At 65.9% G+C, this 24,680-nt stretch carries 23 protein-coding genes; 19 read left to right on the top strand and 4 right to left on the bottom strand.

Annotated elements, in window-relative coordinates:
- The first annotated feature begins 124 nt into the window (after positions 1-124).
- Positions 125-457 carry a YnfA family protein gene (locus ACNQQL_RS22540; RefSeq protein ID WP_034183266.1) on the top strand — a complete coding sequence of 111 codons (333 nt, stop codon included), beginning with the start codon at positions 125-127 and terminating at the stop codon, positions 455-457.
- Between the two features lie 27 nt (positions 458-484).
- Here the strand turns inward: ACNQQL_RS22540 and dnaQ are convergent, their stop codons facing one another.
- From dnaQ to ACNQQL_RS22525, 3 genes are read right to left on the bottom strand one after another with little or no spacing between them, the layout of a single operon-like run.
- Entirely contained in the window at positions 485-1,219 is a 735-nt protein-coding gene (gene dnaQ / locus ACNQQL_RS22535; protein WP_152855225.1) for a DNA polymerase III subunit epsilon, read from the bottom strand.
- Between the two features lie 38 nt (positions 1,220-1,257).
- Positions 1,258-1,701: a ribonuclease HI gene (gene rnhA, locus ACNQQL_RS22530; protein ID WP_072435875.1), complete on the bottom strand. Its 444-nt coding sequence runs from the start codon at positions 1,699-1,701 to the stop codon at positions 1,258-1,260.
- On the bottom strand, positions 1,698-2,510 hold the full coding sequence (locus ACNQQL_RS22525) for a class I SAM-dependent methyltransferase (protein ID WP_152855224.1): 813 nt from the start codon (positions 2,508-2,510) through the stop codon (positions 1,698-1,700). The genes rnhA and ACNQQL_RS22525 overlap by 4 nt, the downstream gene beginning before the upstream one ends.
- An 18-nt stretch (positions 2,511-2,528) precedes the next feature.
- On the opposite strand from ACNQQL_RS22525, the gene gloB reads away from it, so the two are divergent.
- The 8 genes from gloB to ACNQQL_RS22485 all read left to right on the top strand — a co-directional run bounded on the left by gloB (position 2,529) and on the right by ACNQQL_RS22485 (position 13,041).
- Positions 2,529-3,335 (top strand): hydroxyacylglutathione hydrolase, encoded by an 807-nt coding sequence (gene gloB / locus ACNQQL_RS22520; RefSeq protein ID WP_105392996.1) that lies wholly within the window; start codon positions 2,529-2,531, stop codon positions 3,333-3,335.
- 151 nt (positions 3,336-3,486) lie between these two features.
- Positions 3,487-5,055, top strand: coding sequence for a transglycosylase SLT domain-containing protein (locus tag ACNQQL_RS22515; protein WP_347065778.1), 1,569 nt, complete (start codon positions 3,487-3,489; stop codon positions 5,053-5,055).
- Between the two features lie 163 nt (positions 5,056-5,218).
- A complete protein-coding gene (locus ACNQQL_RS22510; protein ID WP_347065776.1) occupies positions 5,219-6,436 on the top strand; it encodes an MFS transporter in 1,218 nt (405 codons plus the stop codon).
- Between the two features lie 390 nt (positions 6,437-6,826).
- A complete protein-coding gene (gene carA, locus ACNQQL_RS22505; RefSeq protein WP_072435871.1) occupies positions 6,827-7,972 on the top strand; it encodes a glutamine-hydrolyzing carbamoyl-phosphate synthase small subunit in 1,146 nt (381 codons plus the stop codon).
- A gap of 37 nt (positions 7,973-8,009) precedes the next feature.
- On the top strand, positions 8,010-8,669 hold the full coding sequence (gene leuE, locus ACNQQL_RS22500) for a leucine efflux protein LeuE (RefSeq protein WP_072435870.1): 660 nt from the start codon (positions 8,010-8,012) through the stop codon (positions 8,667-8,669).
- Positions 8,670-8,718: 49 nt separating this feature from the next.
- The gene (gene carB / locus ACNQQL_RS22495; protein ID WP_347065773.1) at positions 8,719-11,973 is read left to right on the top strand and encodes a carbamoyl-phosphate synthase large subunit; all 3,255 of its coding nucleotides are present in this window, start codon (positions 8,719-8,721) and stop codon (positions 11,971-11,973) included.
- A gap of 118 nt (positions 11,974-12,091) precedes the next feature.
- Positions 12,092-12,568, top strand: coding sequence for a transcription elongation factor GreA (gene greA, locus ACNQQL_RS22490; protein ID WP_021163362.1), 477 nt, complete (start codon positions 12,092-12,094; stop codon positions 12,566-12,568).
- 14 nt (positions 12,569-12,582) lie between these two features.
- Positions 12,583-13,041: a DUF4149 domain-containing protein gene (locus ACNQQL_RS22485; RefSeq protein WP_006497614.1), complete on the top strand. Its 459-nt coding sequence runs from the start codon at positions 12,583-12,585 to the stop codon at positions 13,039-13,041.
- A 40-nt stretch (positions 13,042-13,081) separates the two neighbouring features.
- Here ACNQQL_RS22485 and ACNQQL_RS22480 read toward each other — a convergent pair whose 3' ends face one another.
- The gene (locus tag ACNQQL_RS22480; protein WP_204426107.1) at positions 13,082-13,609 is read right to left on the bottom strand and encodes a YhbY family RNA-binding protein; all 528 of its coding nucleotides are present in this window, start codon (positions 13,607-13,609) and stop codon (positions 13,082-13,084) included.
- Positions 13,610-13,802: 193 nt separating this feature from the next.
- Here ACNQQL_RS22480 and ACNQQL_RS22475 point away from each other — a divergent pair, with 193 nt between their 5' ends.
- The 10 genes from ACNQQL_RS22475 to phoB all read left to right on the top strand — a co-directional run bounded on the left by ACNQQL_RS22475 (position 13,803) and on the right by phoB (position 24,663).
- Positions 13,803-14,465 (top strand): RlmE family RNA methyltransferase, encoded by a 663-nt coding sequence (locus ACNQQL_RS22475; RefSeq protein ID WP_034183277.1) that lies wholly within the window; start codon positions 13,803-13,805, stop codon positions 14,463-14,465.
- 166 nt (positions 14,466-14,631) lie between these two features.
- Positions 14,632-16,530, top strand: coding sequence for an ATP-dependent zinc metalloprotease FtsH (ftsH, locus tag ACNQQL_RS22470; protein ID WP_347065769.1), 1,899 nt, complete (start codon positions 14,632-14,634; stop codon positions 16,528-16,530).
- Positions 16,531-16,558: 28 nt separating this feature from the next.
- Positions 16,559-17,500 carry a dihydropteroate synthase gene (gene folP, locus ACNQQL_RS22465; RefSeq protein WP_347065767.1) on the top strand — a complete coding sequence of 314 codons (942 nt, stop codon included), beginning with the start codon at positions 16,559-16,561 and terminating at the stop codon, positions 17,498-17,500.
- 28 nt (positions 17,501-17,528) lie between these two features.
- A complete protein-coding gene (gene glmM, locus ACNQQL_RS22460) occupies positions 17,529-18,884 on the top strand; it encodes a phosphoglucosamine mutase (RefSeq protein ID WP_347065765.1) in 1,356 nt (451 codons plus the stop codon).
- A gap of 452 nt (positions 18,885-19,336) precedes the next feature.
- Positions 19,337-20,371: a phosphate ABC transporter substrate-binding protein PstS gene (gene pstS, locus ACNQQL_RS22455; protein WP_347065763.1), complete on the top strand. Its 1,035-nt coding sequence runs from the start codon at positions 19,337-19,339 to the stop codon at positions 20,369-20,371.
- Between the two features lie 94 nt (positions 20,372-20,465).
- Positions 20,466-21,452, top strand: a complete 987-nt coding sequence (pstC, locus tag ACNQQL_RS22450) for a phosphate ABC transporter permease PstC (RefSeq protein WP_347065761.1) — start codon at positions 20,466-20,468, stop codon at positions 21,450-21,452.
- Entirely contained in the window at positions 21,449-22,342 is an 894-nt protein-coding gene (pstA, locus tag ACNQQL_RS22445; RefSeq protein WP_347065759.1) for a phosphate ABC transporter permease PstA, read from the top strand. Before pstC ends, pstA begins: the two co-directional genes overlap by 4 nt.
- Positions 22,343-22,357: 15 nt before the next feature.
- The gene (gene pstB / locus ACNQQL_RS22440; protein WP_072435860.1) at positions 22,358-23,206 is read left to right on the top strand and encodes a phosphate ABC transporter ATP-binding protein PstB; all 849 of its coding nucleotides are present in this window, start codon (positions 22,358-22,360) and stop codon (positions 23,204-23,206) included.
- 18 nt (positions 23,207-23,224) lie between these two features.
- Positions 23,225-23,929, top strand: a complete 705-nt coding sequence (gene phoU, locus ACNQQL_RS22435; protein WP_034183285.1) for a phosphate signaling complex protein PhoU — start codon at positions 23,225-23,227, stop codon at positions 23,927-23,929.
- A 32-nt stretch (positions 23,930-23,961) separates the two neighbouring features.
- Entirely contained in the window at positions 23,962-24,663 is a 702-nt protein-coding gene (phoB, locus tag ACNQQL_RS22430; RefSeq protein ID WP_027787869.1) for a phosphate regulon transcriptional regulator PhoB, read from the top strand.
- The last annotated feature ends 17 nt before the right edge of the window (positions 24,664-24,680 follow it).

Below are 24,680 nucleotides of genomic sequence, written 5' to 3'. Positions count from 1 at the left end.
GTGCAAATTGCCGGGAGACGCCCGTCTGGCGGGGCGTCCGGCACGGCCTGCTCGGGTATGATCGGCGGCGCGCGGCGGGGCCGTGCGGCTCCCCGGCGACGGGGCCGAATTCACGAGGAACCGGATGACCGAACTGATGAGGATCGCGGCGCTGTTCGCCGCCACCGCGCTGGCCGAAATCGTCGGCTGTTACCTGCCGTGGCTCGTACTGAAGGGCAGCCGGCCGGCCTGGCTGCTGGTGCCGGCCGCGCTGTCGCTCGCGCTGTTCGCGTGGCTGCTGACGCTGCACCCGAGCGCGGCCGGGCGTACCTATGCCGCGTACGGCGGCGTGTATATCGCGGTAGCGCTGGTCTGGTTGCGGGTGGTCGACGGCATCGCGTTGACCCGCTGGGATGTGGCCGGCGCGGTGCTCGCGCTCGGCGGGATGGCGGTCATCGCGCTGCAGCCGCGCGCGTAAGCGCGGCCGCAGTGCGTGCCGCGTGCGTCAGGCCGTTTCGGCGGCGCCCGCGTCGGCGGACTTGCGCCACACGCATGCGCCCTTGACCGACTTGTCGAGCTCGTCGAGTTGCGCCTGGTGCGCGGCGAGCTCGTCGTCGCTCGCGGCCACCACTGCCAAGTCGAGCGCGGCGAGCGATACGCGCTGGCCGTTCGCCGCGCCGCCGTCGGCGCCCGCGTCGTCGAGCATGTCGATCACGAGGCTGTCCTGGCCGCGCGTCATCGCGAGATACACCTCGGCGAGCAGCTCCGAGTCGAGCAGTGCGCCGTGCAGCGTACGGTGCGCGTTGCTGATGCCGAAGCGGTCGCACAGCGCGTCGAGCGAGTTGCGCTTGCCGGGGAACATCTGCTTGGCCTGCACGAGCGTGTCGATCACGCCGCCGCAATGTTCGGTGAACGGCGGCAGGTCGAGGCGCGCGAATTCGGCGTCGAGGAAGCCAAGGTCGAACGGTGCGTTGTGGATGATCAGCTCGGCGTCCTTCACGAAGTCGAGGATCTGGCTGGCGACTTCCGCGAACTTCGGCTTGTCGCTGAGGAATTCGGTCGTGAGGCCGTGCACGGCCAGTGCGCCCGGATCGCTGTCGCGCTCGGGGTTCACGTAGAAGTGCAGGTTGTTGCCGGTGAGCCGCCGGTTCAGCAGCTCGACGCAGCCGATTTCGATGAGACGGTCGCCCGTGCGGGCGTTCAGGCCGGTGGTTTCGGTATCGAGAATGATCTGGCGCATGTCGGGAAAAACGAAGGAAACAGGGGAGTGGCCGGCGTTCAGGCCGTGAGCGATTCGACGCCGCGATTCGCGAGCGCGTCCGCGCGCTCGTTTTCGGGATGGCCCGCGTGACCCTTGACCCAGCGCCACTCGACCTCGTGCTGCGCGACGAGCGCGTCGAGCCGCTTCCACAGGTCGGCGTTCTTCACGGGCGTCTTTGCCGCGGTGACCCAGCCTTTCTTCTTCCAGCCGTGGATCCACTCGCTGATGCCTTTCTGCACGTATTGCGAATCGGTGTGCACGATCACCTGGCATGGCCGCTTCAGCGCCTCGAGCGCGGCGATCACGCCCATCAGCTCCATGCGGTTGTTGGTCGTGTTGGGCTCGCCGCCGAACAGCTCCTTTTCGCGGTCGCCGTAGCGCATCAGCGCGCCCCAGCCGCCGGGGCCGGGGTTGCCCTTGCAGGCGCCGTCGGTATAGATGTCGATCGTATCGATTGTCATGAATGTTCTTGATGGGTGGTCGGGGAGGCCGCGGGCGTCAGGCCTGGCGCGAGCACGGGTTTTTTCATCTTGATCTGGCCGACGAGGCGCATGCCGCGCACGCGCTTGACGGCCGTCACCATGTAGACGGCGCCGAAGATCGGCCACCAGCGGTCGCCCGCGGCTTCCATGAAGCCGTAGCGGGCCAGCCACTTGTCGGTGACGAGCGGCGGCCGGTAGCAGCCGAAGCGGCCGCGTTCGAGGTCGAAACCGAGCAGCTTGATCCAGTCCTTGAGCCGGATGAACGCGATCTGGTCGCGCGTGGCCGGCACGAACGGGTGGTTCGCCATGCGCCCGAACGATTGCCGCATGCCCCACAGGCTGAGCGAATTGAAGCCGGTGATCACGAGCTGGCCTTCCGGCATCAGCACGCGCTCGGCCTCGCGCAGCAGGCGGTGCGGGTCGGACGTGAATTCGAGCGTGTGCGGCATCACGATCAGGTCGACGCTCTGCGACTCGAACGGCAGGTCGAGCAGGTCGCACCACGTCGTGCTGCGATCGGCGGGCGCGTGCTCCGGCGCGTGCGCTTCGCGCGCCCACGGATACTGGTACGGCGCGCTCGCGCCGCTCGCCGGATCGAGCACGAGGCCGCGATACGGCATGCGGTTCTCGCGCAGCGCGTCGAGCTGCGGCAGGCCGAGCTGCAGCGCGTGGAACCCGAAGACGTCGGACACGATCCGGTCGAGCTGCGCCTGCTCCCAGTCCAGCACGTAGCGGCCGGGAGGCGAGTCGGTCCAGGCGGGCCAGTCTATAATTTGACGATCAGGCATAACGATGGTTGCGCGCCCATGAACGAGCTGGAATACGTGCCGGTCCCGGCATTCGAAGACAACTATATCTGGCTCGTCTCGGACGGCCGCGATGCGATCGCCGTCGATCCGGGTGAAGCCGCGCCGGTGCGCCGGGTTCTTGCCGAACGAGGCTGGCGGTTGACCGCTATTTTACTCACGCACCATCACGCCGACCATGTCGGCGGTGTCGAGGCGCTGCGCAATAGCCAACCGGCCGATGTGCCGCTCACCGTTTACGGCCCCGCGGCCGAGGCGATCGGCGTGGTCACGCGGCCGCTTTCGGGCGGCGATCGCGTGACGCTCGACGCACCGGCCGTCGCGTTCGACGTGCTCGACGTGCCCGGCCATACGCGCGGCCACATTGCCTATTTCCAGGCGGCCGGGCAGGGCGCCGCGGTGCCGCACGTGTTCTGCGGCGACACGCTGTTCTCGTGCGGCTGCGGCCGCCTGTTCGAGGGCACGCCCGCGCAGATGCTGGCGTCGCTCGATGCGCTCGCGGCGCTGCCGGGCGACACGCGCGTGCATTGCGCACACGAATACACGCTGTCGAACATCCGCTTTGCGCTCGCGTGCGAGCCCGGCAATGCGGCGCTCGCCGCGTGGCGCGACGACGCGCAGGCGCTGCGCGCGCGCGGCGTGCCGACGCTGCCGACGACGATCGCGCACGAGCGCGCGGTGAACCCGTTCATGCGCGCGGACAGCGCCGCCATCCATGCGACGCTCGAGGCCGAGCTTCACGAAACGGTGCCGGATCGTCTGGCGGCGTTCACGCTGATGCGCGAGTGGAAAAACCGGTTCAGATGATCATTTTCGGAGGACTCCAAAGCTCAAGCGGTGTCTGTAAAAATTGCTCCAAATGTAGGATTTCGCTGAGTTTTCGGTGTTTTTATTGACGTGAAGCACGCACTTCCGTAGTATCGCCAGCAATTTCCAGCCGTCGGAAGCCGAGATTTTCATGCGACTTATATTGAGTGCGATGGTGGTCCTGCTACTCGCCGCTTGTGCGAGCCAGGCTCCTGTCGCCAACAACGCCGCCGATCCGCAGGCGGCGTCCAACTACCTCCGTAAATCAGCCACCGCCAAAGAAACTGTCGACGTCGACAAGCAATCCGTCGGCGACCTGACCAGTGCGGACTCCGATCTCTGGGGCCGCATCCGTCGCGGCTTCCAGATGCCCGACCTGCAGAGCGACCTCGTCGACATGCAGACGACCTGGTACACGCAGCGTCCCGATTACGTGCAGCGCATGACCGAGCGCTCGCAGAAGTACCTGTATCACATCGTCGAGGAACTCGAGGCGCGTCACATGCCGACCGAGCTCGCGCTGCTGCCGTTCATCGAGTCCGCGTTCAACCCGCAGGCGCTGTCGGTCGCGAAGGCGGCCGGCATGTGGCAGTTCATGCCCGGCACGGGCCGCACGTACAACCTGAAGCGCAACATGTGGCAGGACGAACGGCGCGACGTGCTCGCGTCGACGAGCGCCGCGCTCGACTACCTGTCGCGCCTGCATGACATGTTCGGCGACTGGTATCTGGCGCTGGCCGCGTACAACTGGGGCGAGGGCAACGTGCAGCGCGCGATCGCGCGCAATCAGGCGGCCGGCCTGCCGACCGACTACCAGAGCCTGCGGATGCCGAACGAGACGCGCAACTACGTGCCGAAGCTGCAGGCGGTGAAGAACATCATCGCGAGCCCGAAGCAGTACGGCCTGACGCTGCCGGACATCCCGAACCACCCGTATTTCGTGACGGTCACGACGTCGCGCGACATCGACGTCGCGGTCGCCGCGAAGCTCGCGAACCTGTCGCTCGACGAATTCCGCTCGCTGAACCCGTCGTTCGCGAAGCCGGTGATCCTCGGCGCGACCGAACCGCAGATCCTGCTGCCGTTCGACAACGCGTCCGCGTTCGAGAAGAACCTGAAGTCATACAACGGCCAGCTTTCGACGTGGACCACCTATACGGTCAGCGAACGTGCGCGGCCGGCCGCGATCGCCGAGAAGATCGGCGTGGACGCCGATACGCTGATGTCGGTCAACAAGATTCCGGCCGGTATGCGCTTGAAGCCGGGTTCGACGATCGTCGTGCCGCGCGGCGATGACGACGACGAGGACATCAGTGCCGACGTCGCCGAAAACGGCGCGCTCGCGATGGAGCCCGACGTACCCGACACGCGCAAGATGCTGATCCGCGTGCGCCGCAAGCAGTCGATGGCGGCGATCGCCGGCCGCTACGGCGTGTCGGTCGGCCAGCTCAAGGCGTGGAACCGCACGCACCGCGATCTCGCGATGCCGGGCCAGGCGCTCGTGCTGCACGTGCCGGTCGGCCGCTCGGTGCCGGCGGAACCCGGTCCGGAGCGGATCGCGACGTCGGTCGGCGGTGCGCGCATCGAGCGCGCGAGCCTGGCGGTGGGCGGCAAGTCGCACGGCGCGAAGCGCGGCGCGGCAAAGCCGGCGGCTAAATCGGTCAAATCTGCGAAAGCTGCACCCGCGAAGGCCGCGCCGGCCAAGGGCAAGAAGAAGTAACGCGGCTGCGAAGCGCGGTGGGCGGCCGGTCCGGGCCGCGCGATTGCGCTATCATCCGACGAATTGCAACGAAACGCCGTCACCGAGGTGACGGCGTTTTCGTTTGCGCGCGGTGCGAGGGCGCCGCGCCGTTTCGACAGTCTTCATATAACGAGGGGGAGCGATGTCGTCGGTGCAGGTGAGGGTGCTCGCGCTGTTTTCGATCGGGTATTTCGTGTCGTATGTGTTTCGTGGCGTCAATCTGGGCTTCGCGCCGTTCGTCACGCATGAGCTCGGGTTGTCGGCCGCCGATCTCGGCCTGCTCACCAGTCTCTATTTTCTTGGTTTCGCGGGCGCGCAGATTCCGGCCGGCGTGATGCTCGACCACTTCGGCCCGCGCCGCGTGACGGCCGGCATGCTGATGTTCGCCGCGGCCGGCGCCGCCGTGTTCGGCGCCGCGCATGGCATCGGCACGATGATGATCGGCCGGCTGCTGATCGGCGTCGGCGTGTCGGTGTGTCTCGGCGCGGCGTTCAAGGCGCTCGCGCAGCATTTCCCGGTCGGCCGGCTGCCGCTCGTCAACGGCCTCGTGATGGCGGTTGGCGGCCTCGGCGGCGTCGTGGTCGGTTCGCCGCTGACCTGGCTGCTCGGCTGGACGAACTGGCGCGCGATCTGTTTCGGCCTCGCGGTGCTGACGGTGATCGTCGCGGCCTCGATCGGCCTCGGCGCGCCCGAAGCGAAGCAGGTGCGCCACCAGGGCGGGCTCGTCAGCCAGTTCAAGGGCACGTGGCACATCCTGAGCAGCCGCGCGTTCTGGAAGATCTCGTCGTTCTCGGTCGTCACGCAGGGCGTGTTTTACGCGATGCAGTCGCTGTGGGTCGGGCCGTACCTGCGCGACGTCGCGGGGTTCGATGCGCCGCATGCCGCGCGCCTCGTGTCGGTGCTCGGCTTCGCGATGATGGCCGGCTGCGTCGGCTTCGGCGCCGCGGCGCGCGTGCTCGAGCGGCGCGGCGTGTCCGTCTACGTATTCTGCGGGGTCGGCATGGCGCTGTTCGTCGCGACGCAGGTCGCGATCGTCGCGCGCATGCCGTTGCCGCCGGCCGTGCTGTGGGCTGCATACGGGATGTTCGGCGGCGTCGGCATCCTGACCTATGCGGTGATGGCCGGGCACTTTCCCGCCCACCTGATCGGCCGCGCGAACACGACGCTCACACTGGTGATCTTCCTGCTGATCTTTGCGTTCCAGATCGGTGTCGGCGCGGTGCTGTCGCACTGGCCCGCGGTCGACGGCCGTTATCCGGCCGCCGCGCACCTCACCGCATGGGGCGTGCTGCTCGCGCTGCAGCTCGCGAGCGCGGTCTGGTACGTGTGGCCCGCGCGCGGCGCTGGCCAAGCGCACTGATCCGGCGGTACGCTGGTAGGTGGGGCGGCTGCGGAAACGGGGCCGCAGCACGTCGAGCGTGCGCCGTTGCGCGTACGCCGTACCGCGCTGCCGGTGGCGGCGCGCGCATGATCGGACGGCCATATCGATTGAAGATAGGGCCATTTTCGGGCTATAATTTGAAAGTTTGTGCTGATCAACCTCGCACCCTAGCGCCTACCTCATTCATCCCGTTCATCCGCCGCACGCCGCCTGCCGGGCGATGCCGCGAAGCCTCGTGCGCCACGCGCCGGGTTCGCGTCTCGACAACGCAGGCCGCGTCCAGCTAGCGACTACGCGCGCCCACGCAGCGCGGCGCTCGCGCGGCAGGGTAAACAGGTCGGCAGCAGGGTGTTCCCCAAGGAGCCTCCCGTGTTGCCGTCTTTTTCTCCCGCCTTGCTTGCACTCGCCGACGGCACGGTCTTTCGTGGTTATTCGATCGGGGCCGAAGGCCATACGATCGGCGAAGTCGTGTTCAATACCGCGATCACCGGCTATCAGGAAATCCTGACTGATCCGAGCTACGCGCGCCAGATCGTCACGCTCACCTACCCGCATATCGGCAACGTCGGCGTCAACGCCGAAGACGTCGAAGCCACGAAAGTCCATGCCGCCGGCCTGATCATCCGTGATCTGCCCACGCTCGCATCGAACTTCCGCATGGACCGCACGCTCGGCGATTACCTGCGCGACGAAGGCGTCGTCGCGATCGCCGGCATCGATACCCGCAAGCTGACCCGCATCCTGCGCGACAAGGGCGCGCAGAACGGCTGCATTCTCGCCGGCTCGGACGACGAGGCGAAGGCGATCGAGCTCGCGCGCTCGTTCCCGGGCCTCGCCGGCATGGATCTCGCGAAGGTCGTGTCGACCACGAAGCCGTTCGAGTGGAAGCAGACGGAATGGCGCCTCGGCAGCGGCTACGGCATGCAGGAAGCGCCGAAGTACCGCGTCGTCGCGTACGATTTCGGCGTCAAGTACAACATCCTGCGCATGCTCGCGGAACGCGGCTGCCAGGTCACGGTGCTGCCCGCACAGGCGAGCGCGGCCGATGCGCTCGCGCTGAATCCGGACGGCATCTTCCTGTCGAACGGCCCCGGCGATCCGGAGCCGTGCGATTACGCGATCGCGGCCACGAAGGAATTCATCGAGCGCGGCGTGCCGACCTTCGGCATCTGCCTCGGCCACCAGATCATGGGCCTCGCGGTCGGCGCGAAGACGCTGAAGATGAAGACGGGCCACCACGGCGCGAACCACCCGGTGAAGGATCTCGGCGACGGTCGAGTCGTGATCACGTCGCAGAACCATGGCTTCGCGGTCGATGCGGATTCGCTGCCGGCCAACGCGCGTGTGACGCACGTGTCGCTGTTCGACGGCACGCTGCAGGGCTTCGAGCTGACCGACAAGCCGGCGTTCTGCTTCCAGGGCCACCCGGAAGCGTCGCCGGGCCCGCACGACATCGGCTATCTGTTCGACCGTTTCACCGCGCTGATGGACGCGGCGAAGCAGCGCAACGCCTAACGCAACCGACGCAACCGAAGGACGGGAGATTCGCATCATGTTCGGCCACGCACTCGGCATCACGGATATCTGGACCTACGTGTTCGGCGTGATCTTCATCATCCTGCTGCCGGGGCCGAACTCGATGTACGTGCTGTCGCTCGCGGCGCAGCGCGGCGTGAAGGCCGGCTATCGCGCGGCCTGCGGCGTGTTCGTCGGCGACACGGTGCTGATGGTGCTGTCCGCCGCGGGCGTCGCTTCGCTGCTGAAGGCGAATCCGCTGCTGTTCTCCGTCGTCAAGTACGGCGGCGCCGCGTATCTGCTCTACATCGGCACCGGCATGCTGCGCAGCGCGTGGCGCAAGCTGCGCGCGCCGGCGGGCGAGCCCGCCGAGGCACCGCAGGCGGTCGACGGCGAGCGGCCGTTTCGCAAGGCGCTGATCGTGAGCCTGCTGAATCCCAAGGCGATCCTGTTCTTCATTTCGTTCTTCATCCAGTTCGTCGACCCGGCATTCCCGCATCCCGCGCTGTCGTTCGTCGTGCTCGGGGCGATCGCGCAATGCGCGAGCTTCCTGTACCTGAGCACGCTGATCTTCGCGGGTGCGCGGCTCGCCGAGCACTTCCGCCGCCGCCGCAAGCTCGCGGCAGGCGCGGCGAGCAGCGTGGGCGGCCTGTTCATCGGTTTCTCGGTGAAGCTCGCGCTCGCGACCATGAGCTGAGCGCTGCCGGCCGACCCACGACAACGATTACTTATTGAATTCACAAGCCATGCCAAAACGCACAGACATCAAAAGCATCCTCATCATCGGCGCCGGCCCGATCATCATCGGCCAGGCGTGCGAGTTCGACTATTCGGGCGCGCAGGCTTGCAAGGCGTTGCGTGAGGAGGGCTACAAGGTCGTTCTCGTCAACAGCAACCCGGCGACGATCATGACCGACCCGAACACGGCCGACGTGACCTACATCGAGCCGATCACGTGGGAAGTCGTCGCGCGCATCATCGAGAAGGAGCGCCCGGACGCGATCCTGCCGACGATGGGCGGCCAGACCGCGCTGAACTGCGCGCTCGACCTGCACCACCACGGCGTGCTCGAGAAGTTCGGCGTCGAACTGATCGGCGCGTCGCCGGAAGCGATCGACAAGGCGGAAGACCGCCAGAAGTTCAAGGAAGCGATGACCAAGATCGGTCTCGGCTCCGCGAAGTCGGGCATCGCGCACTCGATGGAAGAAGCGACCAAGGTGCACGCCGAGATCATGGCGGGCACCGGCGGCAGCGGCTATCCGGTCGTGATCCGTCCGTCGTTCACGCTCGGCGGCTCGGGCGGCGGCATCGCGTACAACCGCGAAGAGTTCGAGGAAATCTGCAGGCGCGGTCTCGACCTGTCGCCTACGCGCGAACTGCTGATCGAGGAATCGCTGCTCGGCTGGAAGGAATACGAGATGGAAGTCGTGCGCGACCGCGCCGACAACTGCATCATCGTCTGCTCGATCGAAAACCTCGACCCGATGGGCGTGCACACCGGCGACTCGATCACGGTCGCGCCGGCGCAGACGCTCACCGACAAGGAATACCAGATCCTGCGTAATGCATCGCTCGCGGTGCTGCGCGAGATCGGCGTCGACACGGGCGGTTCGAACGTGCAGTTCTCGATCAACCCGAAGGACGGCCGCATGGTCGTCATCGAAATGAACCCGCGCGTGTCGCGTTCGTCGGCGCTCGCATCGAAGGCGACCGGCTTCCCGATCGCGAAGGTCGCCGCGAAGCTGGCGGTCGGCTACACGCTCGACGAGCTGAAGAACGAAATCACCGGCGGCCAGACGCCGGCGTCGTTCGAGCCGACGATCGACTACGTCGTCACGAAGATCCCGCGTTTCGCGTTCGAGAAGTTCCGTGAAGCCGATTCGCGCCTGACGACGCAGATGAAGTCGGTCGGCGAAGTGATGGCGATCGGCCGCACGTTCCAGGAATCGTTCCAGAAGGCGCTGCGCGGCCTCGAAGTCGGCGTCGACGGTCTCGACGAGAAGTCGACCGACCGCGACGAGATCGCGATCGAGATCCACGAGCCGGGCCCGGACCGCATCTGGTATGTCGGCGACGCGTTCCGCATCGGCATGACGGCCGAGGAAATTTTCGCGGAAACCGCGATCGACCCGTGGTTCCTCCATCAGATCGAGCAGATCATCCTGAAGGAAAAGGCGCTCGCCGGCCGCACGCTCGCGTCGCTGACGTTCGACGAGCTGCGCTACCTGAAGCAGAGCGGTTTCTCCGACCGCCGCCTCGCGAAGCTGCTCGGCGCGACGCCGGAAGACGTCCGCCGCCGCCGCGTCGAGCTGAACGTGCGCCCGGTCTACAAGCGCGTCGACACCTGCGCGGCCGAATTCGCGACGAAAACCGCGTACATGTACTCGACCTACGAGGAAGAGTGCGAGGCGCAACCGACCACGAACAAGAAGATCATGGTGCTGGGCGGCGGCCCGAACCGGATCGGCCAGGGCATCGAGTTCGACTACTGCTGCGTGCACGCGGCGCTCGCGATGCGCGAGGACGGCTACGAAACGATCATGGTCAACTGCAACCCGGAAACGGTGTCGACCGACTACGACACGTCCGACCGCCTGTACTTCGAGCCGCTGACGCTCGAAGACGTGCTCGAGATCGTCGACAAGGAAAAGCCGGTCGGCGTGATCGTCCAGTACGGCGGCCAGACGCCGCTGAAGCTCGCGCTCGACCTCGAGGCGCACGGCGTGCCGATCGTCGGCACGTCGCCGGACATGATCGACGCCGCCGAAGACCGCGAACGCTTCCAGAAGCTGCTGCAGGATCTCGGCCTGCGCCAGCCGCCGAACCGCACCGCGCGCGCGGAAGACGAAGCGCTCAAGCTTGCCGAGGAAATCGGCTACCCGCTGGTCGTGCGTCCGTCGTACGTGCTGGGCGGCCGCGCGATGGAAATCGTCCACGAGCCGCGCGACCTCGAGCGCTACATGCGCGAGGCCGTGAAGGTGTCGAACGATTCGCCGGTGCTGCTCGACCGCTTCCTGAACGACGCGATCGAGTGCGACGTCGACTGCATCTGCGACGGCGAAGCCGTGTTCATCGGCGGCGTGATGGAGCACATCGAGCAGGCGGGCGTCCACTCGGGCGACTCGGCATGCTCGCTGCCGCCGTACTCGCTGTCGAAGGAAACCGTGGCCGAGCTGAAGCGCCAGACGGGCGCGATGGCGAAGGCGCTGAACGTGGTCGGCCTGATGAACGTGCAGTTCGCGATCCAGCAGGTGCCGCAGGCGGACGGTTCGAAGCAGGACATCATCTACGTGCTCGAAGTGAACCCGCGCGCGTCGCGCACGGTGCCGTACGTGTCGAAGGCCACCAGCCTGCCGCTCGCGAAGATCGCGGCGCGCGCGATGGTCGGCCAGAAGCTCGCGCAGCAGGGCGTGACGAAGGAAGTCGAGCCGCCGTACTTCAGCGTGAAGGAAGCCGTGTTCCCGTTCGTGAAGTTCCCGACCGTCGATCCGGTCCTCGGGCCTGAAATGCGTTCGACCGGCGAAGTGATGGGCGTCGGCCAGACGTTCGGCGAAGCGCTGTTCAAGTCGCAGCTCGCGGCCGGTTCGCGCCTGCCGGAGTCGGGCACGGTGCTGCTGACCGTGATGGACGCCGACAAGCCGAAGGCCGTCGAAGTCGCGCGCATGCTGCACGACCTCGGCTACCCGATCGTCGCGACCAAGGGCACGGCTGCCGCGATCGAGGCGGCCGGCGTGCCGGTGAAGGTTGTGAACAAGGTGAAGGACGGCCGCCCGCACATCGTCGACATGATCAAGAACGGCGAGATCGCCCTCGTGTTCACGACGGTCGACGAGACGCGCCAGGCGATCGCCGATTCGCGTTCGATCCGCATGAGCGCGCAGGCGCACAAGGTCACGTACTACACGACGATGTCGGGCGCGCGCGCGGCCGTTGAAGGCTTGCGCTACCTGAAGGATCTGGAAGTCTATGATTTACAAGGTCTTCACGCTCGCCTAAACTAAGCAGTCAGTTACCTGTCGAAGCAATACGTGCCGCGGTTAAGCGGTGTTTCCGGTTCATCGGAAACGCGCTTAATCGCGGTGATTTTTTTTAAAGCCGTTTTTAGCGATTGAGCCGTTTATGAGCACCATTCCGTTGACAAAGCGTGGCGCAGAGCAACTGCGCGATGAATTGCAGCGCCTCAAATCCGTCGAGCGGCCGGCCGTGATCAACGCGATCGCGGAGGCCCGCGCACAGGGCGATCTGTCCGAAAACGCCGAATACGATGCCGCGAAGGAAAAGCAGGGCTTCATCGAGGGTCGTATCGCGGAAATCGAATCGAAGCTGTCGGCCGCGCAGGTCATCGATCCCACCGTGCTCGATGCCGAAGGCCGCGTGGTCTTCGCATCGACGGTCGAGCTCGAGGATCTCGAGTCGGGCGACACCGTCAAATACCAGATCGTCGGCGACGACGAAGCCGATATCGATCACGGCCTGATCTCGGTCAGCTCGCCGATCGCGCGTGCGCTGATCGGCAAGTCCGAAGGCGACGTCGCGGCCGTGCAGGCGCCGAGCGGCGTGCGCGAATACGAAATCATCTCGGTCAGCTACATCTGAAGCGGGGCGACGTAATGCCGCATCGCGTGTTCCGTCTGCTGTCGGCCGTGTGGGTCGGCAGCCTGCTGACGATCGGGTATGCGGTCGCGCCCGTGCTGTTCAAGACGCTGGAGCGGATGACGGCCGGTTCGGTCGCCGCCCAGCTGTTCCGTATCGAGGCGATCCTCGGTGTCGTGTGCGGCGTGCTGCTGCTCGCGTTGTCGAACCAGCAGGTGCGGCGCGGCAGCAGCGAATATCGCCGCGTGCGCTGGATCGTCGCCGCGATGGTCGTGTGCGTGCTGGTCGGGTATTTCGCGCTGCAGCCGTTCATGAACGCGCTGCGCGTGGCCGCGATGGACGCGGGCACCGATATCGCGAATTCGCCGTACGCGAGTCGCTTCGGGATGCTGCACGGCGTCTCGAGCGTGTTCTATCTCGTCGAGAGCGTGCTGGGGCTGATGCTGATCTGGCGTCTGCCGGCGCGCGACGCCTGAGCGCAGCGCGGCACGGCGTGACCCGTGCCGCGTACGCGTTTTACTTGTCCTGGTGCGGCCGCTTGGTGCTTGCCTGGCGCTTTTTCGCGCGCTTCACGTTGCCGCCTGCCGTCACGCGCTCGTTGCCGCGCACGACGACCTTCGTCGGCTTCGGACGACGCACGGGGCTCGCGTTCGGCGATACCTTGACGACCTTGACCGTGCGCGGTGCGCGGCCTTTCCTGTCGTCGGCGGCTTCGGCCGCGCTCGGCAGCGTGCCGGCGCGACGGCCGCGGGCCGGGGCCGCTGCGGCGGCCTCGGGTTTCCAGATCACCAGCAGCTTGCCGATGTGCTGGATCGGTGCCGCGCTCAGGCGGTCGCAGATCTCGTCGTAGATCGCGATGCGTTCGTCGCGCTCGTCGCCGAACACGCGGATCTTGATCAGCTGGTGCGCGGCGAGGTGCACCTTGATTTCCTTCAGCACGGCGTCGGTCAGCCCTTCGGCGCCGATCAGCACGACGGGCTTGAGCGCATGGGCCTGGGAGCGCAGCGCGGAGCGCTCGGCGGGAGAAAGCGAAAGGGCGGGCATGGAAATGTCGAAATCTAAATAGGGGCACGCGGCCTGAAAAACGATCGCGGGAAGTTACCGCGTCAGCCGTGCGCCGAAACCACGTAAAATCGCGGCTTGGGCCTGAAAAGGGGCCGCAGCCGCGCGAAGAAGACGCGTATTATCCGCTAAAAGCGCGGCTTCACGAAGCAAATGGCAGCAATCTCTCTCTCGAATGGCAAAAAACCGCTTTAACCAGCACTGGCTGCACGACCACATCAACGACCCGTACGTCAAAATGGCGCAGCGGGAGGGCTATCGCGCGCGTGCCGCGTACAAGCTGAAGGAAATCGACGAGCAGGACAAGCTGGTCCGTCCGGGCCAGGTGATCGTCGATCTCGGCGCGACGCCGGGCAGCTGGAGCCAGTATGCCCGCAACAAGCTCGCGCAGGGCAAGAAGCGCGATACCGAGCGCGAAGGCGGCATCGACGGCACGATCATCGCGCTCGACCTGCTGCCGATGGAGCCGATCGCCGACGTCCACTTCATCCAGGGCGACTTCCGCGAGGACGAAGTGCTCCACCAGCTCGAGGAAGTGCTCGAAGGCCGCGCGGTGGACCTTGTTATTTCGGACATGGCCCCCAACCTCTCCGGTGTGGCCTCGGCGGACGCGGCGCGCATCGAGCATCTCTGCGATCTGGCGCTCGAATTCGCGCAGAACCATCTGAAGCCGGACGGTGCGCTGCTCGTGAAATGCTTTCACGGCAGCGGCTACAGCCAGATCGTCGAGAAATTCAAACAGCAGTTTAAGACCGTCGCGCCGCGCAAGCCCAAGGCGTCCCGCGACAAATCGTCCGAAACGTTCATTTTGGGTCGGCATCTGAAGCATCCGCGCTGATGTGTAGCGGGGTGCCGCAAACGGGCTCCGGCCCTTGCCAGACAAGCGAAGCGCTATCGCGGCGGTTGTCAATGCTTATGGCGAGGGTGGTCGGACTGGATTAGAATGACCGAGGGGCGCCGCAAGGAAAATGTAGGCGCTCGTCTACGAGTGAAGGAGTGGTGCTTTGAACAACAATATGTTTTCGAAGGCAGCGGTGTGGTTAGTGATCGCACTGGTGCTGTTTACGGTGTTCAAGCAGTTCGACAAGCCCCGCGTCCAGGAAGGCGTGTCCTATTCGCAGTTCATGGACGACGCCAAGAACGGCAAGGTCAAGAACGTCATCGTTCAGGGGCGCAACCTCACCGTCACTCCGGCTGATGGCCAGAAATACCAGATCGTGTCGCCCGGCGACATCTGGATGGTCGGCGATCTGATGAAGTACGGCGTGCAGGTCAGCGGCAAGGCCGACGACGAGCCGAATGCGCTGATGTCCGCGCTGTACTACCTCGGGCCGACGATCCTGATCATCGTGTTCTGGTTCTACATGATGAGGCAGATGCAGGGGGGCGGCAAAGGCGGCGCCTTCTCGTTCGGCAAGTCGCGAGCGCGGCTGATCGACGAGAACAACAACGCGGTGAACTTCTCCGACGTCGCGGGCTGCGACGAAGCGAAGGAAGAAGTGTCCGAGCTCGTCGACTTCCTGCGCGATCCGCAGAAATTCCAGAAGCTGGGCGGTCGCATTCCGCGCGGCGTGCTGCTCGTCGGCCCGCCGGGTACCGGCAAGACGCTGCTCGCCCGCGCGATCGCGGGTGAAGCGAAGGTGCCGTTCTTCAGCATCTCGGGTTCGGACTTCGTCGAAATGTTCGTCGGCGTCGGCGCGGCCCGTGTGCGCGACATGTTCGAGCAGGCGAAGAAGCATGCGCCGTGCATCGTGTTCATCGACGAAATCGACGCGGTCGGCCGTCATCGCGGCGCCGGCATGGGCGGCGGCAACGACGAACGCGAACAGACGCTGAACCAGATGCTGGTCGAGATGGACGGCTTCGAGGCGAACTCGGGCGTGATCGTGATCGCCGCGACCAACCGTTCCGACGTGCTCGACAAGGCGCTGCTGCGTCCGGGCCGTTTCGACCGTCAGGTCTACGTCGGTCTGCCGGACATCCGCGGCCGCGAGCAGATCATGCGCGTGCACCTGCGCAAGGTGCCGATCGCGAACGACGTCGATGCGGCAGTCATCGCACGCGGCACGCCGGGCTTCTCGGGCGCCGATCTCGCGAACCTCGTGAACGAGGCTGCGCTGTTCGCGGCACGCCGCGGCAAGCGCATCGTCGAGATGCAGGATTTCGAGGACGCGAAGGACAAGATCTTCATGGGTCCGGAGCGCAAGTCGGCCGTGATCCGCGAGGAAGCGAAGCGCGCGACCGCTTACCACGAGTCGGGCCACGCGGTGGTCGCGAAGCTGCTGCCGAAGGCCGACCCGGTGCACAAGGTCACGATCATCCCGCGCGGCCGTGCGCTTGGCGTCACGTGGCAGTTGCCGGAGCATGACAACGAGACGTACTCGAAGGACTACCTGCTGGACCGCCTCGCGATCCTGTTCGGTGGCCGGGTGGCGGAAGAGCTGTTCATGAATCTCGTCAGCACCGGCGCATCGGACGACTTCAACAAGGCAACGCAGACGGCACGTGCGATGGTGGCCCGTTTCGGCATGACCGACGCGCTCGGACCGATGGTCTACGTCGACGACGAGAACGATGCGTCGCCGTTCGGCCGCGGCTTCACGCGCACGATCTCGGAAGCGACGCAGCAGAAGGTCGATTCGGAAATCCGCCGCGTGCTCGACGATCAGTACACCCTTGCGCGCCGCCTGCTCGAAGAGAACCGCGACAAGGTCGAAGCGATGACGGCCGCGCTGATGGAGTGGGAGACGATCGACGCCGATCAGATCAACGACATCATGGAAGGCCGTCCGCCGCGCTCGCCGAAGAACTCGCCGGCCGTCGGCGGCGATTCGTCGGGCGGTGGCAGCAGCGCCGAGGTCAAGCCCGGCAACGCGCCGGCGCCTGCTTCGCCGGCGGCATAACCTCCGCTTTAGCACCGTTCACGGGCTGGTGTGGCTTCACACCGGCCCGTTTTGCATTCAACCACGCCAGTCGCTCGTGTCCGATTCCGCTGTTACTCCATCCGTTCCCGCGCCGCTCCAGTGCGGCCGCTTCGCACTGACGTTCGAGCGCCCGCTCGTGATGGGCATTCTCAACGCCACGCCCGATTCGTTCTCCGACGGCGGCCGCTTCCTCGCGCGCGACGATGCGCTGCGCCAGGCCGAGCGCATGATCGCCGAAGGCGCGGATCTCCTCGATATCGGCGGCGAATCGACGCGCCCCGGCGCGCCGCCCGTACCGCTCGACGAGGAACTCGCGCGCGTGATCCCGCTCGTCGAGGCGCTGCGGCCGCTGAACGTGCCGCTGTCGGTCGACACCTACAAGCCGGCCGTGATGCGCGCGGCGCTGACCGCCGGCGCGGACCTGATCAACGACATCTGGGGATTCCGCCAGCCGGGTGCGATCGACGCGGTGCGCGACGGCAACTGCGGGCTGTGCGCGATGCACATGCTCGGCGAGCCGCAGACGATGCAGGTCGGCGAGCCAGACTACGGCGACGTCGTGACCGACGTGCGCGAGTTTCTCGCCGCGCGCGCGCAGGCGCTGCGCGACGCGGGCATTGCGCCGGAGCGGATCTGCGTGGATCCCGGCTTCGGGTTCGGCAAGGCGGTCGTCGACGACAACTATGCGCTGCTGGCCGCGTTGCCGGACACGGCGCCCGTGCGGCCCGACGGGCGCGCTTATCCGATTCTCGCGGGCATGTCGCGCAAGTCGATGCTCGGCGCGGTGATCGGCGGCAAGCCGCCGATGGAGCGCGTCGCGGCGAGCGTGGCGGCCGCGTTGTGCGCGGTCGAGCGCGGTGCGGCGATCGTGCGCGTGCACGACGTCGCGGCGACGGTCGATGCGCTGAAAGTCTGGAATGCCGTGCGCGAAGCCGCGCGGCAACGATAAGTCAGAAGACGAAGGAGGAAGATTCGCCATGGGACGTCGATATTTCGGCACGGACGGCATTCGCGGCACGGTGGGCGAGGCGCCCATCACGCCGGATTTCGTATTGCGCCTTGGCTACGCGGCCGGCAAGGTGCTGGCCAGCTCGGCCGACGTCGCGGCAGGCTCGCGGCCGACGGTGCTGATCGGCAAGGACACGCGCGTGTCGGGCTACATGCTCGAAGCTGCGCTCGAGGCCGGTTTTTCGGCGGCCGGCGTCGACGTGATGCTGGCCGGCCCGATGCCGACGCCGGGCGTCGCATATCTGACGCGTGCGCTGCGCCTGTCGGCCGGCGTCGTGATCAGCGCGTCGCATAACCCGTATCACGACAACGGGATCAAGTTTTTCTCCGCTGACGGCAACAAGCTGCCCGACGACACCGAAGCCGCGATCGAAGCGTGGCTCGACAAGCCGCTCGAGTGCGCGTCGTCCGACGGCCTCGGCAAGGCGCGCCGCCTCGACGACGCGGCCGGTCGCTACATCGAGTTCTGCAAGAGCACGTTCCCGGCTACGTTCGACCTGCGCGGGTTGAAGCTCGTGGTCGATTGCGCGCACGGTGCCGCGTACCAGGTCGCGCCGCATGTGTTCCACGAGCTCGGCGCTGACGTGATTCCGATCGGTGTCGCGCCGAACGGCTTCAACATCAACGACGGCGTCGGCGCGACCGCGCCCGACGCGCTGGTGCGCGCGGTGCGGGCGAACCACGCCGATCTCGGCATTGCGCTCGACGGCGATGCGGACCGCCTGCAGGTCGTCGATGCGACCGGGCGCCTGTACAACGGCGACGAACTCCTCTACGTGCTCGTGAAGGACCGGATCGCGACCGACGGCAAGGTCGAAGGTGCGGTCGGCACGCTGATGACGAACCTCGCCGTCGAAGTCGCGCTGCAGCGCGAGGGCGTGAAATTCGTCCGCGCGGCGGTCGGCGACCGCTATGTGCTCGAGCAATTGCGCGAGCACGGCTGGCAGCTCGGCGCGGAAGGCTCGGGCCACATCCTGTCGCTCGACCGGCATTCGACCGGCGACGGCATCGTGTCGGCGCTGCTCGTGCTGGCCGCGCTGAAGCGCAGCGGCCGAACGCTCGCGCAGATGCTCGATGGCGTCACGCTGTTTCCGCAGAAGCTGATCAACGTGCGGATGAAGCCGGGCGCCGACTGGAAGGGCAGCGCGTCGATTCGCGCCGCGATCGACGCGGCCGAAGCTGCACTCGCCGGCAGCGGCCGCGTGCTGATCCGCGCATCGGGCACCGAGCCCGTGCTGCGCGTGATGGTCGAAGCGCAGCAGGCGGCCGATGCGGTCCGCCATGCGGAGACGATTGCCGACGCGGTGCGCGCGGCGACGACCTGACGCACGATATCGGCGCGGGGCGGCCTGCCGTCCGCGCGCCGGTTCTCCGGTAAATCGGCATGCGGCGCCTTCGGGCGCCGCAATTTCGTCAGACGCAAAGGTTTGCGCTACCTATAGTGTGTCGCGTCGATCAACGCATCGCCTGACTGAAGATAACTTCCGACCCCTGATATCGCGCCCACCGCGGGCAGGGGCTTCCCGTACCGCCGACGCTGCGCTACGATCCGCCGGCGCACCCGAAAAACGGGTGTCCACCCCGTCCTTGCCAGGCAGGCAATTCTTGCTGCCTCTGCCATTCCGGTGCCTGCAGGCGCCGCCCGCGCCGCACCCGATACTCCCTTTCAACCAGTCATGTTACTGTCACGCCAGTTTCATCGATTGTCACATTACCGTCATGAGGAGCCCCTAACCTTCGCGGTGCCGTAGTCATCCGCTCACACACTGGAGGTCTCATGAAATTGATGCAAACCGCGATTGCCGGCCTGGCTGGCGCGCTTTTCGCCGTTGCCGCGCAAGCTGCCGACATCACGGGCGCAGGCAGCACGTTCGCGATGCCGATCTATACGAAATGGGCTGCCGACTACCAGCAGTCCGGCGGCGCGAAGGTCAACTACCAGGGTATCGGTTCGTCGGGCGGCCTGAAGCAGATCGTCGCGAAGACGGTCGATTTTGCCGGTTCGGACGCTCCGCTGAAGGATGAAGAGCTCGCTAAGGAAGGCCTGTTCCAGTTCCCGACGGTGGTCGGCGGCGTGGTGCCGGTCATCAACGTGCCGGGCGTGAAGGCCGGTGAACTGACGCTGTCGGGCCCGGTGCTCGGCGACATCTACCTCGGCAAGATCAAGAAGTGGAACGATCCGGCGATCGCCGCGCTGAACCCGAAGGTCAAGCTGCCGGATACGGACATCGCCGTCGTTCGCCGTGCTGACGGCTCGGGCACGAGCTTCATCTGGACGAACTACCTGTCGAAGGTCAACGACGAGTGGAAGTCGAAGATCGGCGAAGGCACGACGGTCAACTGGCCGACGGGCACGGGCGGCAAGGGCAACGACGGCGTCGCGGCCTTCGTGCAGCGCCTGCCGGGCGCGATCGGCTACGTCGAGTGGGCGTACGCGAAGAAGAACAACATGACCTACACCGCGCTGAAGAACTCGACGGGCACGGTGGTCGAGCCGAAGACGGAAACGTTCAAGGCCGCTGCCGCCGGCGCGAACTGGTCGAAGTCGTTCTACCAGATCCTGACGAACCAGCCGGGCAAGGAAGCATGGCCGGTCGTCGGCGCGACGTTCGTGCTGCTGCACGCGAAGCAGGACAAGCCGGAGCAGGGCGCGGAAACGCTGAAGTTCTTCAGCTGGGCGTTCAAGAACGGCGAGAAGGCTGCGGACAACCTCGACTACATCTCGCTGCCGGCAACGGTCGAGATGGAAATCCGCAAGCAGTGGAAGACGAAAGTGACGGACGCATCGGGCAAGCCGGTCGCCGCCGAGTAAGCATTGCAGCGGTTCGCTGCCCGGCCGCGCCGGTCGGGCAGCGTGTGCGGTAAAGCCGGGCGTTACGGCGCCCGGCGATCAAAAGCAGGCACCCATGTCTGATATTTCATACACGTCCTCCCGATCGCCCGACAGTGCGCAGCAGCGCGCGCCGAGCCGCCTCGGCGACGTCCTGTTCGGCGGCCTCGCACGGCTCGCCGCGATCGTGACCCTGCTGCTGCTGGGCGGGATCATCGTTTCCCTGATCATTGCGTCGATGCCGACCATCCAGAAGTTCGGCCTCGGCTTCCTGTGGCAATCCGAGTGGGATCCCAACTCGGACATCTACGGCGCACTCGTGCCGATCTACGGCACGATCGTGACGTCGGTCATTGCGCTCGTCATCGCGGTGCCCGTCAGTTTCGGCATCGCACTGTTCCTCACCGAGCTGTCGCCCGTGTGGCTGCGCCGCCCGCTGGGCATCGCGATCGAGCTGCTCGCCGCGATTCCGTCGATCGTATACGGCATGTGGGGGCTGCTCGTGTTCGCGCCGATCTTCGCCGAATACTTCCAGAAGCCGCTCGGCCATCTGCTCAAGGACGTGTGGGTGCTCGGGCCGCTGACGTCCGGCCCGCCGATCGGCATCGGCATCCTCGCGGCCGGCGTGATTCTCGCGATCATGATCATCCCGTACATCGCGTCGGTGATGCGCGACGTGTTCGAGGTCACGCCCGTGCTGCTGAAGGAATCGGCATACGGGATCGGCTGCACGACCTGGGAAGTGATGTGGAAGGTCGTGCTGCCCTATACGAAGACCGGCGTGATCGGCGGCGTGATGCTCGGCCTCGGCCGCGCACTCGGCGAGACGATGGCCGTGACGTTCGTGATCGGCAACACGAACCTGCTCGACAGCGTGTCGCTGTTCGCGCCGGGCAACAGCATCACGTCGGCGCTCGCGAACGAATTCGCGGAGGCGCAGCCGGGCCTGCATACGTCCGCGCTGATGGAACTGGGCCTGATCCTGTTCGTGATCACGTTCATCGTGCTGTCCATCTCCAAACTGCTGCTGCTTCGTCTCGAGAAGGGAGAGGGCAAGAAATGAGCGAGCCCATCATGAATTTCCCGGGGCCGGACGGCGCCGTGCTCGAAGCGATGCGCGAGCGCCTGCAGCGCAAGCGCAAGGCCGTCAACGCGGTCGCGCTCGCCGCATCGCTCGGCGCAATGGCGTTCGGCCTGCTGTGGCTCGTGTGGATCCTGTACACGACGCTGCATCTCGGTATCGGCGGCCTGTCGCTGCAGCTGTTCACCGAATCGACGCCGGCACCGAACACCGAAGGCGGCGGTCTCGCGAACGCGATCGTCGGCAGCCTGCTGCTGTGCGGTTTCGGCACGCTGGTCGGCACGCCGATCGGCATCCTCGCGGGCGTTTATCTCGCCGAATACGGCCAGAAGAACCTGCTGGCGAGCACGATCCGCTTCATCAACGACATCCTGCTGTCCGCGCCGTCGATTGTCATCGGCCTGTTCGTGTACGCGCTCGTCGTCGCGAAGTCGGGGCGCTTCTCGGGCTGGGCCGGCGTGATCGCGCTCGCGCTGCTGCAGATCCCGATCGTGATCCGCACGACCGAGAACATGCTGAAGCTCGTGCCGAACGCGCTGCGCGAAGCAGCCTTCGCGCTCGGCACGCCGAAGTGGCGAATGGTGCTGAAGATCACGCTGCGCGCATCGGTGGGCGGCATCATCACGGGCGTGCTGCTCGCGGTCGCGCGGATCGCCGGCGAAACGGCGCCGCTGCTGTTCACCGCGCTGTCGAACCAGTTCTTCTCGTGGGACATGAGCCAGCCGATGGCGAACCTGCCCGTGACGATCTACAAGTTCGCGATGAGCCCGTTCGCGGAATGGCAGTCGCTCGCATGGGCGGGCGTGTTCCTGATTACGCTCGGGGTGCTCGGACTCAACATCCTGGCGCGCTCGGTCTTCTCGAAAAAGTAACGGCGGAGCAATCCGATGAATATGGCAGAGAGCCACCTGAATCCCGTCGAGCGCACCGCAGCGCCCGCCGGCACGCACGACGCGGCGAACGATCGCCCGCTCGCGCCGCTGAACGCGAAGATCGAGGTCAACAACCTCAACTTCTTCTACAGCAAGTTCCATGCGCTGAAGAACATCAACCTGCGCATTCCCGAAGGGAAGGTGACGGCGTTCATCGGCCCGTCGGGCTGCGGCAAGTCGACGCTGCTGCGCACGTTCAACAAGATGTTCGCGCTCTATCCGGAGCAGCGCGCCGAAGGCGAAATCCTGATGGACGGCGAGAACCTGCTGACGACGAAGCGCGACATCTCGCTGCTGCGCGCGCGCATCGGCATGGTGTTCCAGAAGCCGACCCCGTTCCCGATGTCGATCTACGACAACATCGCGTTCGGCGTGAAGATGTTCGAAAAGCTCACGCGCTCGGAAATGGACGACCGCGTCGAGTGGGCGCTCACGAAGGCCGCGCTGTGGAACGAAGTGAAGGACAAGCTTGGCCAGAGCGGCTACGGCCTGTCGGGCGGCCAGCAGCAGCGTCTGTGCATCGCGCGCGGCATCGCGATCCGTCCGGAAGTGCTGCTGCTCGACGAGCCGTGCTCGGCGCTCGACCCGATCTCGACGGGCCGCATCGAGGAGCTGATCGCGGAGCTGAAGAGCGACTACACGGTCGTGATCGTCACGCACAACATGCAGCAGGCAGCGCGCTGCTCGGATTACACGGCCTACATGTACCTGGGCGAGCTGATCGAGTTCGGTGAAACCGAGAAGATCTTCATCAAGCCGGTGCGCAAGGAAACGGAAGACTACATCACCGGCCGCTTCGGCTGATGACGGAGAACAACAGCCATGTCGGATAAACATCTGTCGAGCCAGTTCGACGCGGACCTGAATGCCGTGTCGTCGAAAGTGCTGGAAATGGGCGGGCTCGTCGAGTCGCAGATCGTCGGCGCGATGCACGCACTCAACGAATTCGATCGCGATGCGGCCGAGAAGGTGATCGCGGCCGAGGAAACGCTGAACGCGATGGAAGTCGACATCGACCAGGAATGCGGCAACATCATCGCGCGGAGGCAGCCTGCCGCGCGCGACCTGCGTCTTTTGATGTCGATTTCGAAAACGATTACGAACCTCGAGCGCGCCGGCGACGAGGCAGAGAAGATCGCGAAGCGCGTGCGCCGCCTGGTCGACGAGCCGGCCGCGCGCGCGGTCAACATCGCCGAGATCAAGGTGTCGGGCGAGATGGCCGTGACGATCCTGCGCCGCGCGCTCGACGCGTTTGCGCGTCTCGATACGGTGGCGGCCGCGCAGATCGTCAAGGACGACAAGGAGATCGACATGGAATTCCGCGCGTTCGTGCGCAAGCTCGTGTCGTACATGCAGGAAGATCCGCGCACGATCTCGGTCGGCCTCGATTACCTGTTCATCGCGAAGGCGATCGAACGGATCGGCGACCACGCGAAGAACATCGCCGAATTCATCATCTACATCGTGAAGGGCACGGACGTGCGGCACCAGCCGCGCGACACGCTCGACCGCGAAGCCAACAGTTAACGCGACAACGTACAGGAAGAAAAGAGGTGCCGATGCCCAGCAACATTCTCGTCGTTGAAGATGAGCCCGCGATTTCCGAACTGATCTCGGTGAATCTCCAGCACGCCGGTCATTGCCCGATCCGCGCGTACAACGCCGAACAGGCGCAGAACCTGATCAGCGACGTGCTGCCCGATCTCGTGCTGCTCGACTGGATGCTGCCGGGCAAGTCCGGTATCGCGTTCGCGCGCGACCTGCGCAACAACGAACGGACCAAACACATCCCGATCATCATGCTGACCGCGCGCGGCGACGAGCAGGACAAGGTGCTCGGCCTCGAGATCGGCGCGGACGACTACGTGACGAAGCCGTTCTCGCCGAAGGAACTGATGGCGCGCATCAAGGCCGTGCTGCGCCGTCGTGCGCCGCAGCTGACCGAGGACGTCGTGTCGATCAACGGGCTGCGCCTCGACCCGGCCACGCATCGCGTCGCCGCGCATGCGGAGGGCAGCGAGATCAAGCTCGATCTCGGCCCGACCGAATTCCGCCTGCTGCATTTCTTCATGACGCATCCGGAGCGCGTGCACAGCCGCACGCAATTGCTCGACCAGGTGTGGGGCGACCACGTGTTCGTCGAAGAGCGAACCGTCGACGTGCACATCAAACGATTGCGCGCGGCCTTGAAACCGGCCGGCTGCGATGCGATGATCGAGACCGTGCGCGGCAGCGGCTACCGGCTCGCCAAGCACGCGTAACGTATCCGGACATGCCG

This window comes from Burkholderia sp. LFS061, assembly GCF_047978125.1.
GTDB classification, from domain to species: domain Bacteria; phylum Pseudomonadota; class Gammaproteobacteria; order Burkholderiales; family Burkholderiaceae; genus Burkholderia; species Burkholderia pyrrocinia_C.
The sequence above is the reverse complement of the archived record's forward strand: the minus strand, read 5'-3'. Positions and strand labels throughout refer to the sequence as shown.